The sequence below is a fragment of the Cypionkella sp. genome (genome assembly GCF_028290025.1).
GTDB lineage: Bacteria > Pseudomonadota > Alphaproteobacteria > Rhodobacterales > Rhodobacteraceae > Cypionkella.
In genome coordinates this window covers 1-16,198 of the sequence record NZ_JAQGKQ010000079.1, presented here as the reverse complement: position 1 = coordinate 16,198, position 16,198 = coordinate 1, and the positions used below count along the sequence as shown (strand labels likewise).

Annotated in this window: 13 protein-coding genes and 2 pseudogenes; 7 read left to right on the top strand and 8 right to left on the bottom strand. The window is 56.9% G+C overall.

Translation table 11 applies throughout. The features are described 5' to 3' along the window. The first annotated feature begins 397 nt into the window (after nucleotides 1-397). Entirely contained in the window at nucleotides 398-1,432 is a 1,035-nt protein-coding gene (locus tag JWS10_RS12790; protein ID WP_299507985.1) for a hypothetical protein, read from the top strand. A 102-nt stretch (nucleotides 1,433-1,534) separates the two neighbouring features. Here the strand turns inward: JWS10_RS12790 and JWS10_RS12785 are convergent, their stop codons facing one another. After that, entirely contained in the window at nucleotides 1,535-2,422 is an 888-nt protein-coding gene (locus JWS10_RS12785) for a LysR family transcriptional regulator (RefSeq protein ID WP_299507983.1), read from the bottom strand. A gap of 99 nt (nucleotides 2,423-2,521) precedes the next feature. On the opposite strand from JWS10_RS12785, the gene JWS10_RS12780 reads away from it, so the two are divergent. The 4 genes and pseudogenes from JWS10_RS12780 (at nucleotide 2,522) to JWS10_RS12765 (ending at nucleotide 7,295) form a co-directional block, all read left to right on the top strand. Continuing rightward, the gene (locus JWS10_RS12780) at nucleotides 2,522-3,640 is read left to right on the top strand and encodes an aldo/keto reductase (protein ID WP_299507981.1); all 1,119 of its coding nucleotides are present in this window, start codon (nucleotides 2,522-2,524) and stop codon (nucleotides 3,638-3,640) included. Between the two features lie 668 nt (nucleotides 3,641-4,308). Beyond that, complete coding sequence (locus tag JWS10_RS12775; RefSeq protein ID WP_299507989.1) at nucleotides 4,309-4,974, top strand: DUF1326 domain-containing protein; 666 nt, start codon at nucleotides 4,309-4,311, stop codon at nucleotides 4,972-4,974. Nucleotides 4,975-5,093: 119 nt separating this feature from the next. After that, nucleotides 5,094-5,768 carry a DUF2182 domain-containing protein gene (locus JWS10_RS12770; RefSeq protein ID WP_299507979.1) on the top strand — a complete coding sequence of 225 codons (675 nt, stop codon included), beginning with the start codon at nucleotides 5,094-5,096 and terminating at the stop codon, nucleotides 5,766-5,768. Between the two features lie 203 nt (nucleotides 5,769-5,971). Then, nucleotides 5,972-7,295, top strand: a pseudogene (locus tag JWS10_RS12765) (IS1182 family transposase). A gap of 173 nt (nucleotides 7,296-7,468) precedes the next feature. Here JWS10_RS12765 and JWS10_RS12760 read toward each other — a convergent pair. The 7 genes and pseudogenes from JWS10_RS12760 to JWS10_RS12725 all read right to left on the bottom strand — a co-directional run. Beyond that, nucleotides 7,469-8,230 carry a sulfite exporter TauE/SafE family protein gene (locus JWS10_RS12760; protein WP_299507977.1) on the bottom strand — a complete coding sequence of 254 codons (762 nt, stop codon included), beginning with the start codon at nucleotides 8,228-8,230 and terminating at the stop codon, nucleotides 7,469-7,471. A gap of 474 nt (nucleotides 8,231-8,704) precedes the next feature. Further along, nucleotides 8,705-9,445 (bottom strand): MFS transporter, encoded by a 741-nt coding sequence (locus tag JWS10_RS12755; protein ID WP_299507975.1) that lies wholly within the window; start codon nucleotides 9,443-9,445, stop codon nucleotides 8,705-8,707. Nucleotides 9,446-10,014: 569 nt separating this feature from the next. Beyond that, entirely contained in the window at nucleotides 10,015-10,857 is an 843-nt protein-coding gene (locus JWS10_RS12750; RefSeq protein WP_299507973.1) for a YsnF/AvaK domain-containing protein, read from the bottom strand. After that, the gene (locus JWS10_RS12745; RefSeq protein WP_299507971.1) at nucleotides 10,850-11,248 is read right to left on the bottom strand and encodes a DUF2382 domain-containing protein; all 399 of its coding nucleotides are present in this window, start codon (nucleotides 11,246-11,248) and stop codon (nucleotides 10,850-10,852) included. Before JWS10_RS12745 ends, JWS10_RS12750 begins: the two co-directional genes overlap by 8 nt. A gap of 1,130 nt (nucleotides 11,249-12,378) precedes the next feature. Further along, a complete protein-coding gene (locus tag JWS10_RS12735; protein ID WP_299507969.1) occupies nucleotides 12,379-12,648 on the bottom strand; it encodes a hypothetical protein in 270 nt (89 codons plus the stop codon). A 108-nt stretch (nucleotides 12,649-12,756) separates the two neighbouring features. After that, nucleotides 12,757-13,029: a hypothetical protein gene (locus JWS10_RS12730; RefSeq protein WP_299507967.1), complete on the bottom strand. Its 273-nt coding sequence runs from the start codon at nucleotides 13,027-13,029 to the stop codon at nucleotides 12,757-12,759. 100 nt (nucleotides 13,030-13,129) lie between these two features. Beyond that, nucleotides 13,130-13,399, bottom strand: a pseudogene (locus tag JWS10_RS12725) (glutaredoxin); the annotation flags it as partial. A 412-nt stretch (nucleotides 13,400-13,811) separates the two neighbouring features. Here JWS10_RS12725 and JWS10_RS12720 point away from each other — a divergent pair. Both JWS10_RS12720 and JWS10_RS12715 read left to right on the top strand, forming a co-directional pair. Beyond that, nucleotides 13,812-14,906: a zinc-dependent alcohol dehydrogenase gene (locus JWS10_RS12720; RefSeq protein ID WP_299507965.1), complete on the top strand. Its 1,095-nt coding sequence runs from the start codon at nucleotides 13,812-13,814 to the stop codon at nucleotides 14,904-14,906. 18 nt (nucleotides 14,907-14,924) lie between these two features. After that, entirely contained in the window at nucleotides 14,925-15,443 is a 519-nt protein-coding gene (locus JWS10_RS12715; protein WP_299507963.1) for a hypothetical protein, read from the top strand. Nucleotides 15,444-16,198: the final 755 nt, after the last annotated feature.

Here is a 16,198-nt window from a genome sequence, read left to right as displayed (position 1 = left end):
TAAAACAGCGCCTCCTGAACCTCTTGCCGACCCATCATCGCCTGATCCTACAGCCCGTCTGAACCAATTGAATCAGTCCGTTAGGCCCAGATCAAGCGAAGAGTTTTCACCACCATCGGTCGATTCTGCCCTGGACAGAAACGCTTGAGTTTTGTCCGGGGCGAACGTCGCGAAAAGCCCAAAGCTGCCCGCGAGCCGCTATGATTTGATCACCTCGGGGCCACAGTTTTGCCTGCAAACTGCGAAACATAGCTTCAAGATCGAACGGCTATTGATTTTGTTGACTTTCGTCCGTCGAATCTAAAGGCTGCGCGACACTTGTCCTGCGGCGCGATTTCACCTAGCGCTGCGCCGCCCTTTCATGAATGCTTGCCGGACTTCTAAAAGAGATCAGTGCATGACGAAACCCTGGCCAAATCTCGATGCGTATTTGGCGCTATCAGAAAATCCAGACGCAGCCCCAGCCCTTCGCCTTACCGCTGCCGAATATCTGGCGGGAGAGGGGATGTTTGATGAAATGGCGCCGCTTGCAGACAGCCTGTCTGGCATTCCCGCCACCGCAGCGGGCGGTCGTCGGCTGGCGATGGTTTGCCGTCAATACCGACGCTGGGGTCTGCATGAGCGGCTGGAACCCTACGTAGATCCACAGTTGCAGCCTAATCTCACCGCGCGGACCAGCAATGCACTCTTTTTACGCCGTGAAGGTAGCCGAGAATGCGTCATCGTTTTTGTTGGGGATGCAAATCAGTACTGGATTTCACTTTACATGCTGGAACGTGTTCTGCCGGCGGACCGGCACATACTGTTTTTGAAAGACTCCGATCGAAGCGGATTTGTTTTTGGAACTCCTGCATTGGGCGCTAACCATGCTGCGATTGCTCCTACACTTGGTCGCTTTCTGAAAAGCCTTGAGATAAATCGATTTCATTTACTTGGCACGTCATCTGCCGGCTTTTGCGCCCTTCAATCAGCGTTGAGCCTTGGTGCAGCAGGGGCGATGGCCCTGTCACCCAGAACCTCGATCGCTTCACTTGTCGCCTATCTGCAAACCGTTGCTCCTGCAGATATGCTGAGTCGGATGACCCAGCAACGTCCCGCCGACCTTGACTTGGCTTTGCTCCTCCGCGAGCAGGCAGGTTTATCACATTGCCCGCAAGGACCGGTTTCCTCCGCTGTTTTGCGCAAATCCGCTGATGTAAGCGATACCGGAGAGAGTTTGATCTCGTCCGCTGTCGTCCGTGCCCTGCCGAAAATAGTGCTCTCCGCTCCATGCTTCCTCGCTGTTCTGATGCGCTTCGAGATTGACCGGACGGCACCACGTGGGTCAACGAGCGCTTCGTCCCGCATTACTCCCGATGGAGTGGGACAAAAACCTTTGGTCATAAACACATGGTTAGAAACGGTGGTTACCGCCCAAGACAGAAACGCTTGAGTTTAGTCCCTGACTGCCTATGCGCAGAACCCATATCACCGACTTTCGTGCAGGCCGCAGCGGTACGGGCTTAAGAACAGCCATTGCCCTGACGACAGGCGGCTAGCTTCTTAGATCCGCGATCAATGTTTGCAAGGGCGGCGGGACCTGGCGACGGCTCGGGTGGTAAAGAAAGGCGCCGGGATAAGGCTGGGACCAGTCGCCCAGAACTTGCTCCAGCTGGCCACTGGCGATGGCACCGGTGGCATCTTCCTCCATCACCCAGCCGACACCGCATCCCTCCCGCACCGCAGCAAGGGCAAGATCAGAGGAATCGCAGACCAGCGGCCCCCGGACCTGAAGGCGTAGCGCGCGACCTTCCTTCTCGAACTCCCAAGGCATCAGCGTCCCGCTGCCGAGGTTGCGGTAGGCGATGCAGGCATGGCCCAGCAGATCACGCGGATGGTCCGGTCGGCCATGCGCGTCCCAATAGCCGGGCGTCGCGACGACAACTGTGCGCAACGGCGGGCCGATGCGCACGGCGATCATGTCGCGCTGGACGCTCTCTCCTAGCCTTATACCGGCGTCGAAGCCCAGGGCGACGATGTCGCGCAGGCCGTCATCGACAGTCACCTCGACCGTAATGCCGGGATGACGCGTGAGGAAACCGGGCAGTCGCCGAGCCAGCAATGTCGACGCGATCCAGTGAAAGGTCGTCAGCCGCACCGTGCCTGCCGGTGTATCGCGCCAGTCCGACAGCGCCTCCACTCCCGCATCTATTTGCGCCAGCGCCGGGGCCAGACGATCCAGCAGTGCCGTTCCGGCCTCGGTCGGCGCAACCGAGCGCGTTGTCCGTGCCAGAAGCCGGAGGCCAAGCCGCTCTTCCAGCGCCCGCATTGCATGGCTGAGCGCCGAAGGGGACACGCCCAGTTCCGCCGCCGCAGCGGTGAAGCTGCGCGTGCGCGCGACGACGGCGAATGCCGCCAGATCATTGAGGTTATGGCGTGTCATTACTGAACTATGCTCACAGGCTCATGCCAAAGTGAACGGCTAATCCTCATGGCGGCGAAGGCTTAGGTTCACATCATCACAATAGGAAGGATGACTATTATGCAGATGACGAATTATCGGACCTTTGGACGCTCGGGGTTGATCGTCAGCCCGCTGACGCTCGGCACGATGACCTTTGGCGCGGGCCGGTGGGGCAGTGATCTGGTAGCGGCGCGGGCGATCTTCGACGCATATGTCGATGCGGGCGGCAATGTCGTCGACACCGCCGACGTTTATAGCGGAGGCGAAAGCGAGCGGATGCTGGGGAAGTTCCTGGAGGACAGCGGATTACGAGACCAGATTGTCGTATCGACGAAGTCCGGCTTTTCCCGCGCGCAGGGCCATCCAATGCATGGCGGGAACGGAGCGATCAACATCCGTCTTGGGATCGAGGGGTCGCTGCGCCGCCTGGGCACCGATCGGATCGACCTTTATTGGGTGCATGTCTGGGATCGTACTACCCCCGCGGAAGAGGTGCTGAGGACGCTGGCCGGAGCCGTCGCGCGGGGCGAGATCCTTTATTACGGCTTTTCAAACACGCCGTCCTGGTATGTGGCCAAGATCGCTACACTGGCGGCGGCACAGGGCCTGCCGGGCCCGATCGGTTTGCAGAACGCCTGGTCGCTGATCGAGCGCGGGGTCGAGTTGGATATGGTGCCGATGGCGCAGGAGTTCGGCTTGGGGATGATGCCGTGGAGCCCGCTGGCCGGCGGCTTGCTGACCGGTAAATATGGCCGCGAGATGCTGGCCGAGGTGGATCGCGCCGTCGCCGTTCCGGATCGCGCCATGGATGGCGGGGGCGAGAACAGCAACCGACTGAGCGGAGACAACCCCTATGGTGGGATGCTGTTCACCGAGCGCAACTTTGCCATCGTTGACGTCCTGCGCGACGTGGCGGCAGAGCTGAGCGTGCCGATGGCACAGGCTGCGCTGGCTTGGGTCCTGTCGCACCCCGCGGTGGACACGCTACTCATGGGCGCCAGTCGGCCCGAGCAGGTGACGGCTAATATCGCGGCCTTGCAGACTACACTATCCCCGGGACAGTTTGACCGGCTGGACGAGGCCAGTGCGCTGCCATCCCTGAACCCCTACTTCATCTTCCAGCTGCCGCGAGAGGTTCTCTTTGGCGGGCAATCGATGACGCCTTGGAGGGAAAAGATGGTTCGGGCACAAACCTGAATCCGTCTCACCGTCCGGTTTGTTTCGCACAGCTGCCGGTCGTTTGAGACAAAAGCCCATAGACAGAACGATCTGGTCAAAAACGGTGGATCTATGCGAAGGGGCGACTACCTGCCATTGGTGCTGACCTCCGCTAGGCGAAACCATGCGCGAGCGCAGCAAAGTGATCGGCCCTGAGCCGCTGGGTAGCACTGATGGTCTTTTAATGTATGGCTGGCGCAAACCGGGGGTCGAAACGCGTGCAGCATCGGCCGACTAACCTTTTGCCGCGACCTTGAAGCGGCTCACTCATTCAGATGGCATTCATATCAGCGGCGGGTATCACCAGGCACATCGGCTTGATCACGCGGCATGGGCGAACCCACCACCCTGGCACGCCAGTTGATCCAGGTCCGGTCCGACCATGGCAATCTCTGATCGGGTCGCTCGTTTCTATCGATTCTGGCGGGATCCATCGTGGCGCTTGGGTGCCGTTGGGGTGGCGGTTACACCATCCATGCCACTAACCCGCGACACGCTGCCGAAGGGATTTGGATTGATTTTTGCCACATTTTGTGGCAAGTAGATCCAAGACGTCTTTTGGGGAAAGCCGAAGGAAATCTGCTGCCTCAATCCACGCCTGGTTAGCAAAGTTTGTTCTTCACATCCTCAGCGAAAGGCGATCAATCATGGCCAGAAACTGGCTGATCGAAGCAAAATACATTGAATATTGCAGTTGTGATCTTGGTTGCCCGTGCGAGTCGATGGCCGATCCGACGCAGGGCCATTGCACCGGTTTGGTCGGCTTCAAGATTGATAGAGGCCACTGCGACGAAGTCGATCTTGGCGGATTGACCGTCATCGCCACGTTCTACTTCCCGCGCGCCATACATCATGCGCAGGGCGTGATGCATCCGATCATCGACGCGCGGGCGACGGATGCTCAGCGAGATGCGTTGTTCTACATCTTGTCCGGTGCGGACCAAAAGGTTGGCACTATGTTCCAGATTTTTTCGCTGATCATCGAGACCATCAAGGATCCCTTGTTCGCTCCGATCACGTTCGACTGGGATCTCGATGCCCGACGGGCCAAGATCGAGATCAAAGATGTCGTGCATGCCCACAGCGAGCCCATCCGAAACCCCGTCACCGATGCAGAGCATAGAATGCTGACGGTTTTGCCGGATGGTTGGGTCTTTCATGAAGCCGAGAATGTTGCAGGTTTCGCAAAAGGCACCGGTCCCATCCGGTTTGACCTGAACCGTCGGCACAGTTCGATGGCGAATGTCGCCTGGGGTCCGCAGGGCCTGACGCACAGCTATAAAGAGTACCAACAGAAATACGGTCGACCATAGCCTTGGCGCCGGTCGGTAGATTTCTGAAAACAGCCGTTCAGCGTGACGCCATTGTGCCGCTGCTGGGGATCGTTGGGGTGGTTTCACTCGCTTGGCTCTGGCTCCTGATGGGAGCTGGTATGTCGATGGTGGACATGGCCCGGATGTCCGGAATGGACGGTTGGATGATGCAACCCGCGCAGTGGGGCGTCGGTTACGCATTGCTCATGTTTGCAATGTGGTGGGTCATGATGATCGCCATGATGCTGCCCAGTGCCGCTCCGGTTCTGCTCTTGTTTGCCAAGATTAACCGTAAGGACAAGGCAGCCGCCGCGCCGCTGATCCCGACATGGCTGTTTGCGATGGGCTACCTGGTGACGTGGGGTGCCTTCAGCGTCATCGTAGTGGCGCTCCAATGGCAGTTGGAAAAAGCACGACTGCTGTCTCCAATGTTGGAAACCACCAATCTCTGGCTTGGCGCCGGAATCCTTTTGGCAGCTGGTTTTTGGCAATTCACGCCGATGAAGTCCGCCTGCCTGAACCATTGCCGAACACCGTTGGGGTTCCTGACTAGGAGCTGGCGTGACGGCTATTGGGGGGCTTTTCGTATGGGGCTCGAACATGGCGGTTGGTGCCTGGGATGCTGTTGGTTCCTCATGGCGTTGCTGTTCTTCGGTGGCGTGATGAACCTCTACTGGATTGTCGGCCTGGCGGTGTTCGTGCTGATGGAAAAGACCTTTCCGTTCGGCCACTGGTTTGGGCGCGTCGCCGGTATAGTGCTGGTTGGTTGGGGTCTGGTGTTGCTGGTCAGGTAAGCTGGGGCAGTTTGCATCAGAAACCCGCGTTGAAGGCCACCGCGGACGGCAGAAAAGTCCGCACGGCGCGCCCGTCAGTATGGGCAAAAACATTTGGTCATAACATATGGGACAAAAACGACCGATGGTGGTGAAAAACTCTTCGCTTGATCTGGGCCTAACGGACTGATTCAATTGGTTCAGACGGGCTGTAGGATCAGGCGATGATGGGTCGGCAAGAGGTTCAGGAGGCGCTGTTTTACCGGTTCCGCATCGAGGATCACGTCCCCGCCGATCATTTGCTGCGCCGGATCGACTGGGTGTTGGACTTCCATGCGATCCGCCACGAGTTTGAAGCCCTCTACAGCCATACTGGCCGCCCATCGGTCGATCCTGAACTGATGATCCGCATGTTGCTGACCGGCTATCTTTACGGCATCCGGTCAGAACGGCGGTTGGTTGACGAGGTTCACCTCAATCTCGCCTATCGTTGGTTTTGCCGTCTTGGGCTCGAAGGCCGCGTGCCTGATCGGTCAACCTTTTCCAAGAACCGCCATGGCCGCTTCGCTGACGGCAACATCCTGCGCAGGGTGTTCGAGATGGTTGTTGATCGCTGTGCGGCCTTTGGTTTGGTTGGCGGGCAGGCGGCGGCAGTTGATGGCAGCACCATTGCCGCCGATGCCAGCCGCGAGCGCAAGGATCAGCCCGAGGCAATGCAAAAGACCTGTTTGCAAAGGAAGAGATCGCGCGCCCGGTCCGCGATTATCTCGATCAGTTGGCGGCGGATGCGGGAGAGGTCCACGAAGGACCACAACATAAAGCCCCTAAATACCTGTCAGAAACCGATCCGCAGGCCTGGTCTATCAAGGATGGGCCCGGGCGTTTCAGTTATGAGACCAATTATCTGATCGACACCGATCACGGCATTATCATGGACGTCGAGGCGACCCCGGCCCGGTTGAGCCAGGAGATCGTCGCCGCAAAGAAGATGCTGGCACGCACTTCCGAACGGCACGCGTTCCGCCCTGATGCTCTGGCCGCCGACAAATCCTACGGCACCGGCCCCTTCTTGGCATGGCTGCTCAGGCGCGAAATTGCACCGCATGTCCCCGTGATGGACCGTCAACATCAGACGGATGGCAGGTATGATCTGAGCCATTTCGTCTATGACGCCGCCCGCGACAGCTTCACCTGTCTGGAAGGGCACGAGATGCGCTTTCGCAAAGCGGATCCGGTGATACAGCGCTGATACCGAAACCTATGGTGCCTGCCCCGATCCGGAAAGCCTGCACCACCGCACCCGCTCGGACCGTGACCCGTCACATGGATGAAAATGCCCGACAGATCGCCCGCAACCTTTCCCGCACCGAAGAATTCGCTGTCAGCCGCCGAAAGCGGAAGAAGGTCGAGATGCTGTTCGCCCACCTCAAACGCAATCTCGGCTTCACACGCCTACGATTGAGAGGTTTGCGTGGGGCGGAGGATGAATTCCTCCTCGCCGCCACCGCGCAGAACCTAAAACGTCTGGCAAAACGGGTCCCTGCGTGAGGCCAGAGCGGCCCTCCAAGAGCGCACGTTAACTCAACCAAAATCTCATCAAATTCAGACGGTTAAAATGGCGCTAAAGCGCCTCCTACAACATATGGTGGGTCGAGTTTTTCACCTATATCAACCGTATTTGCCCCTTCCTTGTGGCCAATGGTATTTCAAAGGCAGTTTCTCTAACCCAAAGCATACCAGCCACTCAATGCCAGACCAGTAACTATCACGCCCCAGCGGATGACTTGTTGCGGAATAAGCTTTCCTGCCCGCACGCTGGCCCATCCACCAGCGATACTCGCAGAAGCGACAACGAATACTGACGGCCAATCTACTGCACCAGAAATTATAAACACCATAACCGCGAGGCCCTGCATTACGCAAGCCAGCACATTTTTTGCCGCGTTGAGCCGGTGAAAGTCCCGGCCCTCTGTCAGCGAAAGCGTAGCGAGCATCATGATCCCCATGCCTGCACCAAAATAGCCGCCATAAATCGCCACGGCCCCTTGTAGGGCCGTCGCACTTGCGCCGGGCCCGCTACCGGCTGCTCGTCCTGTAGCCAATCTTTCACCGACGCCTGCGATCTTTGGTGACAAGGCAAAAAGAACAGTCGCAAAAAAAATAAGCCAGGGGACCAACACTCGAAACACCGATGGGTCGGTCGCTAGCAACAAAACGCCTCCTGCGGCACCGCCCAAGGCAGACGCGATAATAAAAGGAAGCAGCCGTCGCGCGACGGCTTGAAGCTCCGAGCGATACGCAAGGGTCGACGCAATCTGCCCCGGCAATACGGATATTGCGCTTGTTGCGTTTGCAGTGATGGGAGGCAGTCCAGCTGCGATCAGAGCCGAGAAAGTAAAAATTGTCCCGCCGCCGGCAAGGGCGTTGACTGTTCCCGCGGCGAAGCCTGCACTCAGAAGCAGGATGAGTGTAGAAAAGTCCAAAATGCTATCCTCCTTTGGCGGCCTTATGGGATCAATTGCTGGCCTCGGTCTGGCCCGCAAGCCAAAAAATGATCTCTGACTTCAATGGAAGGCGCCGCGATAAAGGCAGCCAGCAGATCACCATTCACAATTCCGACGCCCCATGTCTGTCAAAGTCAGCGAGCCGGTGCCCTCCTTCGCGCCGGTTGCCAAGAGTGCCGACAGAGGTGAGGACATGCTTGCGGGGGCTGTACGCGCTAAGGTATCACGCTTTAGTATTGTCAGAATGGTAACTCTTTCCATCCTGTGGCGCATCGCTGTTTTTCGCGTCGGCCAATCTGGAAAAATCAGACGTCTATGGTGATGACCTAATCAAATCTTTTCAACCCGCGGCAAGACAGAGCCGCGATGTGTCGAGGGCGCCCTATCGCCCTCTCGTGCTTTCGACAGTTCTCTCCAGGTGGCACCAAGCCGAACCCGCTTGCAGCAGATCTCCTAGTGAGCCTGGACAGGCCCTTTCCGGACTGCGCTCGTCTTCGGCATCATTAAGGCGACCACCAGACCCAGCACAACCATGCCAAAGGCGATCAGATAGGAATGCTGGGCACCCTGCGCCATCGCAGGACCGGCGGCTTTTCCGCCAGAAACCAGAGCGGCAGCGGTCGCGGTCATGATCGAGAAAGCGATCGCAATTCCGGCAGCACCCGAGAGTTGCTGGATAGTGTTCATAATGGCGCTGCCGTGGGGCAGAAGGTGCTTTTTGAGCGCACCGAGCGAGGCCGCGTATGATGAAGTCCACAAGAAAGCCTGCCCAACGATGATGAACATGTAGGTGGCGAGCAAAAGCCAGATGGAAGTGTCGGGCGCAAGCATTGACAGGAGCCACAGGCCGGCACCATCGATAACCGCGCCTGCCACCATGAGCGGACGGGCGCCAAGCCGCTCACAATATCGACCGACGACGACGGAAATGACGTTAATGGTCAGTCCGCCTGGCAGCATGAAAAGACCGGTCTGCAAAGGCGTTAAACCATAAGAGGCCTGCAGGATGACCGGCATAAGCGTCATCATACCGGTTGCCGCAGTCATGAAAAATACCGCGAGCAGGGCAGGGACAGCAAAGCTGCGGACCGCAAACGGCCGCATATTCAGCGGGGCGCTGTCGGTCTTCTGCAGGAACAACTGCCGCGCGACGAAGAGGGGAATGACGACGATGCCGACCAAAAGGGCGCCCATGGCGAGAGCATCGTATGACCTCCGGAAGCCTCTCCGAAAGACGCCAGCCCGTAAACTAGACGGGCGAAGCCTATCGCCGAGAGCGGCACGGACAGGCTGTCCACCTTGGTTTTGCGAGGTGTGCTCGGCACGCGAATCATCATGTTGCCGACAACGAGGGCAATCACCGCAACTGGCAGAATGACGACTTCATGGATGCTTCCTCTGACCATCTTAGCATTCACTTTGAGCTGGCTGGTCGGGTTCGCGGTCGAAGTTATGATGAGAGGTGGCCTGCATTAGTGCTCGCCACACGCCGCAAAAAATCGATAGAAAAAATATGAACACACAGAGCAGACGACCAATACCGTCGGCCCGACCTTTTATTAGCCAAGATCACCGATGTTTAAAGTTTTTGTCATTGGCTGATCGCCGCTCGCGCTTAGCGCTTAGATGGGATCAACCTTAGCCCGCTTGCGCTTCTAAACGTTCGGACGGCATTCTTAAACTCGCCATCGCTAGCCCGGATAGTGAATGAATGGGCAGCCGTTGTCGCCCATTCACTGCGTAAGGCTGCCATAGCCCAAAGGTTAGCCGCGGCGAGTCGTGTCACGGCTCGTTTCGTCAGACAAACCAGTCTCACGCTCGTCTTCAATCTCAACTTCAGTCCGCCGAACAGTATCAGAAACCGTTTCGGTGCGTTGGCTGTCTTCACGTCGCAAGCTGATTTCTTCGGTTACACGCGCCTGTTTGGACACCACCGCCTCTTCTGCGTGTTGATCGACTTCGATCACTTTGTCAGTAAAAGCCATGTCCGCATCGACAACCCCGCGATCGACGGGGCGACGCTCGACGCGAACCCGCTCCTCGTGAAGGTTAACTTCTTGGCTTACCGGGGTTTCCACGACATAGGAGCGAACGCGCACACGGCCTAGATCTACGTCACGTTTCCCTACCTTGATTTCTTCTTCAATGACGGGAATGGTCTGCTCGTTTGCGGATGACAGATCGGATGACGATGCCATTGCAGAAGTGGCGGCGCTAGACGTCCGACCTGACCTATCTCCTGCGCGAGAACCCGTCCAACCTTCAGAACGCCAGCCTGTGGCAAGCTGATCAACATCCACCGAACCTTCGCGGTCTAGAATTTCCAAGGTCAAGTCGTAATTCTCGGCTTTAACATTCTCGGCTACAACAAGATAGCCGCCCCGCTCTAAGCCTTCTGCATAGGTTTCGCGGTCATCATCCGGGAAGAACATGTCGGACAGACTGTCCCAAAACCCTTTTTCTTCTTGGTGCGGCTGCCCTTGTCCGACAAGCCTGACCGAACCATCGGGGCCTACAATCTCGCGCAAAGACGCTACTGCGTCTTCTGCAGCTTCACGTTTTTCGAAAAACGCCGTCAAAGTGCGTTGGGGATACATTTCATTCATTGTCGTCTCCTGCTTGAATTGTTTCGACTGGGGTGCGTTCGATAGTCACGTGCTGCTTTTTGACGGGCACCGTCATCTCGACATCTTCGGTGGATTGGTGCCGTTTGATGTGGATCTCTTCAGTGAGCACAAGGCGCTTTTCAATGAATAAGACCTCTTCAACGACGGGTACGATGGTTACATCGCCGTCGACTCTAATATCGGGCATCCGGTCTACGACGCGGTCAATCGGAACTCTGGACAGTTCAACCTCTTCTGAAACCAGCTCTGCCTGAACAGTTTCGTCGATTGTTTCGGTCGTTGTTGCGACACGAATACGTTCAGTGACCACATCGCGAACTTTAACTTCCAGAGTTTCAGATGCGACGGGGATATAGACAGCTTCCGACATAGCGAACCCACTGTTTGATGGAAATCAAACCTCAACTGGGATGCCTGGTTCCCGCTTAAAATAGCGAAGTGACCGCATTGCCCAAACCTGAGCGCGTTTCTGCGCATGTCTAGGTTAGGTCGCGAGTTGCTCGACGACTTGTCGCACTGAATGGCGAAACCCTATTAATTTGATGGGGTGCAAAAATTAAATGGGCGCGCTTCGTTTGGAGTGCTCTTCGCTCGACCTAAAGAGAGGCTGGGTGATTAGATTTCAATCGCCGTTACCTTATACTGCCACAGCAGGTTGCGCACATGGGGCGAATGCCTCGGCCCGCCCTGCCAGCCATCCTCTGCACGCGGTGTGTCTCCGATTATAGCGCACAAAATGAAACGCCTTGCGGTGCGGGTGTCGGCAATCATCGAAGGTAGGTCACAGAGTGCCAGGCTGCAACGGTCATGCACACCGCCCTCGAAACGGCAACGCAAATAAGCAGGCCTATCTCCGCTCAGAAGCAAAGGGATCAATCTTGCTTTGTCGTTGCGGCGTCGCGAATTTTGGCTCGCTGCTGTTCGCCGCCAGATGCTTGGACACCGTATTGCGCGACACTCCCGTCAGCCGTGCGATCTCGCGTATCGACAGCTTCTGCGGCAAATGTGTCCGTCGGACGATGCTCGATAGTCCCATGTGGATCACTCCGTTGCCCCCCACCGCTTTGGAGGAAGGTTCACATGGCTCAGTTCTCAGGAAAATTATGCGTCTATTGGGCTCAGTTCTGGGTGAAATCAACGCTTAAGCAATTGCAGAACCACCGAACACCAACGCCAAACCTGCGATTCCAGCAGCCAACTTGGTAAATGTCGGTTTTTCATGTGATCTCTCGTTTTGCACCATATTTCTATCTTGGCGGTTTAGCGCAAACATGGCTGCTTTGTGCTACATGGTCGGCCTACCCATCACTTCAGAAGCAAAAAAGCCCGCCAAGGCGCGAACCATGGCGGACAAGGTAGGAACGTATAAGGGAGCGACCGGAATCGGTCGCAAGCTCACGATAGTTGAAAAACTTGCAGTCGCAACTACCTAAGGTTGCATCAGCATGATTAAAATAGGCGAACAGAAAGGGCGATGACAAAGCTCGACGCTTTCTGATTTCAATGGTCCCGCACGGCATAAAAAACCCGCCACGGCGCGAACCGGGCGGGCAAGGCAGGAAAATTTAAGGCGCGATCGGGATAGATCACGGTTTCAAGATACATGAAAAATTTGCGCGCGCAACATCCTAGAGTGACGGTGTAACCGTCGAAGATAAGTGATGAGAAAAATGGGCGAAGCCGAAGCCCGCCCTTTTTGATTTCAACGGTCGCGCTGGTGGTCAGCTCGCCAGTGGTGCGGCCTTCGATTCGCTGTCTATTATGCGTCACACATCATCTTCGAACTCCGCCCAAGCGATTTGCTTCGCCATTAGCTTTGCTTCGAGTCGCGCTACTTTAAGATCGGCGATAACCTTTTTAATCCCTCGCCGGCCCGATTTACGGCGCTGTGGCATGTCGGCTTGTGCCGACCAGTGATGCAGTCCCCCGCACAGCGAGGCCAGCGTGAAGATCGCCATTCCGATCTGCATCAGGCGCCCCGACCGAACAAGTCGCCAGCCTTCCGCCGAGCAACAGCAGGCCGCCAAAGGCGAGAGTAAAGGCGAGAATATAGGAATTGATGACCCAAGGCAGGTTGGCTGCCGAAATCCCCAGTTCGTTCTGAACGGTCGACAGGGCGATGTTGGCGATGGATTCGTGCAAAACCAGCATCAACTGGGCTGTGGCGATGAGAAGGAGAGAGAGACGAGACCTCGCTCTGTCCCGCCGCGTGGCGCGTCGTAGGGCACGAGGGTTCTCCTTTCGCTGAAAGTTACATGCCGTGGGAAATCACGGGCAGCAGTCCAAGGGCGCCGAGACCCATCCAAACTGCCATGGCAATCATCATCAGGTTCTCGTTCAGCGACACGAAGCCCAAAGGCACATTACTCGATCCGCCGACACAGGCGCATTTGAGTTCGCGACGATCCACATAGGCGGCCTTAAAAGACCGAGACGGCGCCGAGTGTACCGATAAATAGCGCGATCGAAACCGAGAGCTATGTCAGGGGCCCGCGATCATCAGGATGCCGGCCAGTCCCTCAGCACGGCAGACGGTTGACCGGCCAAGTTGGCAGGCACTGTAAAAGGCGCGGAGCTGTATCCCCGCTCACCCACCAATCGAGGTCTGAACCACAAGCCGCATACTTCAGACCGTTCAATGGTGTGGGGTCCTCACTCAATGCGGGGGTGAACTAGGTCAATCCCGTGCATCGAACGCCCGATAGCCTGCGCCACCGCGGCTCACGACTGACCCTCATCGCAGAGATTGATCCGATCCATTAACGGGCCAGCGTATGTGCAAGCCTCTCGAAGGTCGTTGCCTACCCCATTCAGCAAACACGGGCAGGAACAATCACAGGTGCTCCGGGTTATCTGATGCAAGTGATAAGGTGGCGAGAATGTTAGCAGCCAGTTACCGGGGCCCAAGGCGGATGCGGATCGAGGAAAAGCCCATGCCGCGCATCCTGCACCCGCGAGATGCGATTGTGCGGGTCACGCGGTCATGTATTTGCGGCTCTGACATACATCTCTACAATGGTCTTATTCCTGACACACGAGTTGGGTCGACCTTCGGGCACGAATTTACCGGCGTGGTGGAAGAGGTGGGGCCGGAGGTTGAAAACCTCAAACTTGGCGACGCGGTTATCGTCCCCTTCAACATCGCATGCGGCCAATGCCAATTTTGCAAGCAAGGTTTGTATGGCAACTGCCACGAATCCAATGCTCAGGCCACCGCTGTTGGTGGGATCTTTGGCTATTCCCACACGGCGGGAGGCTACGACGGCGGGCAAGCTGAATACGTCCGAGTCCCTTATGCCGACTTCGGCCCGATGCTGATCCCCGAGGAAATGGACCTAGACGATGCCGTGCTTTTGACGGATGTCGTCCCGACCGGGTATCAGGCGGCAGAGATGGCGGGCATCCAGCTTGGCGACACGGTGCTCATTTTTGGGGCCGGTCCTATCGGCATTATGGCAGCGCGGTGTGCGTGGCTGTTTGGTGCCGGACGCGTGATCGTGATCGACTGGATTCATTACAGGCTGGAGTTTGTGCGCAGCTATGGACCGGCAGAGGCCTATGATTACCGCCAGATCGACGACATGGCGGTCTTCATCAAAAAAATAACCGACGGCCTTGGTGCGGATGTCTGCATTGATGCGGTTGGGGCTGATGCGTCAGGCAATGCCCTGCATACCCTGTTTGGCAAGATGATCCCGATTGAAGCGGGCTCTGCAATTGCGCTTCACTGGGCGATTAACTCCGTCAAAAAGGGCGGTATCGTGTCGATCGTCGGCGTTTACGGCCCGACTGGCAACATGATCCCCATCGGTAACGTAGTGAACAAGGGCCTCACGATCCGCGCCAATCAGGCAGCAGTCAAGCGGCTCTTGCCGCGGCTTATCGAACACGTGCAGGCAGGCCAAATCGACCCTAAGGCACTGATCACCCACCGTGTGCCACTCGACGATATCGCGGACGCTTACCATATTTTCGCTGCCAAACTCGACAACTGCATCAAGCCGGTTTTGCTGCCCAACCGTCGTTAGACCAATCAGGAGCGTGACATGTCATCATCAAAATTAAAGACCGGGCATCAGATTGACGCATCTGCCGTGCTGGGATGGGGTGTGGATTCGGACAGCGAAAATGACCCGACTTATCCTTTGCGCGACAGTCCTGCCGACCCATCGAAGAGGTTGGACTGGGTTCGACCGACCCGGCAGGTGCCGAATGTCGAGATCTTGCGCTCAATCGAGTACAATCAGCTTCCGGCAGTCGTGGGCACCTCTGTCCCGCCAAGTGGACTAAGCGGGGTGATCCGGCGCTCGGCTTTCCGGCGCAGCGAATCCGACTGGGTGCACTGGTTGATGCTGCTTGGCGCAGACAGGGTCAATATGGTTGAAGGTGTGGTGCAAGATCTTGGCCAAGGTCGTATCCCCAATATTCTGGCCGAGCGGGGGATTAGATCGGCTTGGCAACATGAGAGACAAAAAGTCGTAACCAAGGCAGTCGTTGTGGCCGGGCTATCCGTGCTGGCGATTGCGCTCCTGAGCCGCAGGGCTAAGTCGAGGCGACGGACCTAGTCTTTTCGATCACCGCGCTCGTTGCGTCGCCAGGCGGCGGGCTGATGCCGAGGTTTTTCTTGAGCTCACGCTCAAGATGATAACCGTCGGTGTAGGCACATTTAGATCCGTGAACGGTGCGGATGCAAACGGCCCGTTTGCACGTCATATGGCGGAGGTGACCTGATCGCTCAACCCACCGAAGCGAAACAACCACGGTGCGAATTTGCCGTTCGCTTCCAGCGCACTAGGGCCAAGGCAGATTCGGCTAACTCTGAGTAAGTTAGTCAAATGTTGACGCGATACGCCTATCTTTTCAGCCAGATGGACAGTGTTAATTCGGTAGAGGTTAACGAAACGTCTGCGCAATCGATTCTATGCGTGTGAAGGGCTTTGGAACTCGAGACACGAAGGGCGGAACGCGGCTACTCGCTGCTGGAACCATGAAACACTGCTCAGCGGACGGTCGACATTAGGGCCACAGATCGTTGGACGGCATCATGGGCTTGGGATAGCCGTTTAAAGGCACACGTTCGGAGTGGCCTTTACTGATGAACGAAACCCGCATCAATCTAACTCGTATAAAGCTTTTCGATTTCATGACCCTGACGATCACATTGTAGAAATAGGAGAGCCACAATGACGGACGCCGCGCACATTCTGTTCCGGGGAGCAGTTGTTCTGCCTGAGCAGGTCATGCAGGACGGATATGTGGTCTGTTCGCAAGGCAAAATTGTGGCTGTAGGAGAAGGTAAGACACCAGCAGCTTATGCCAC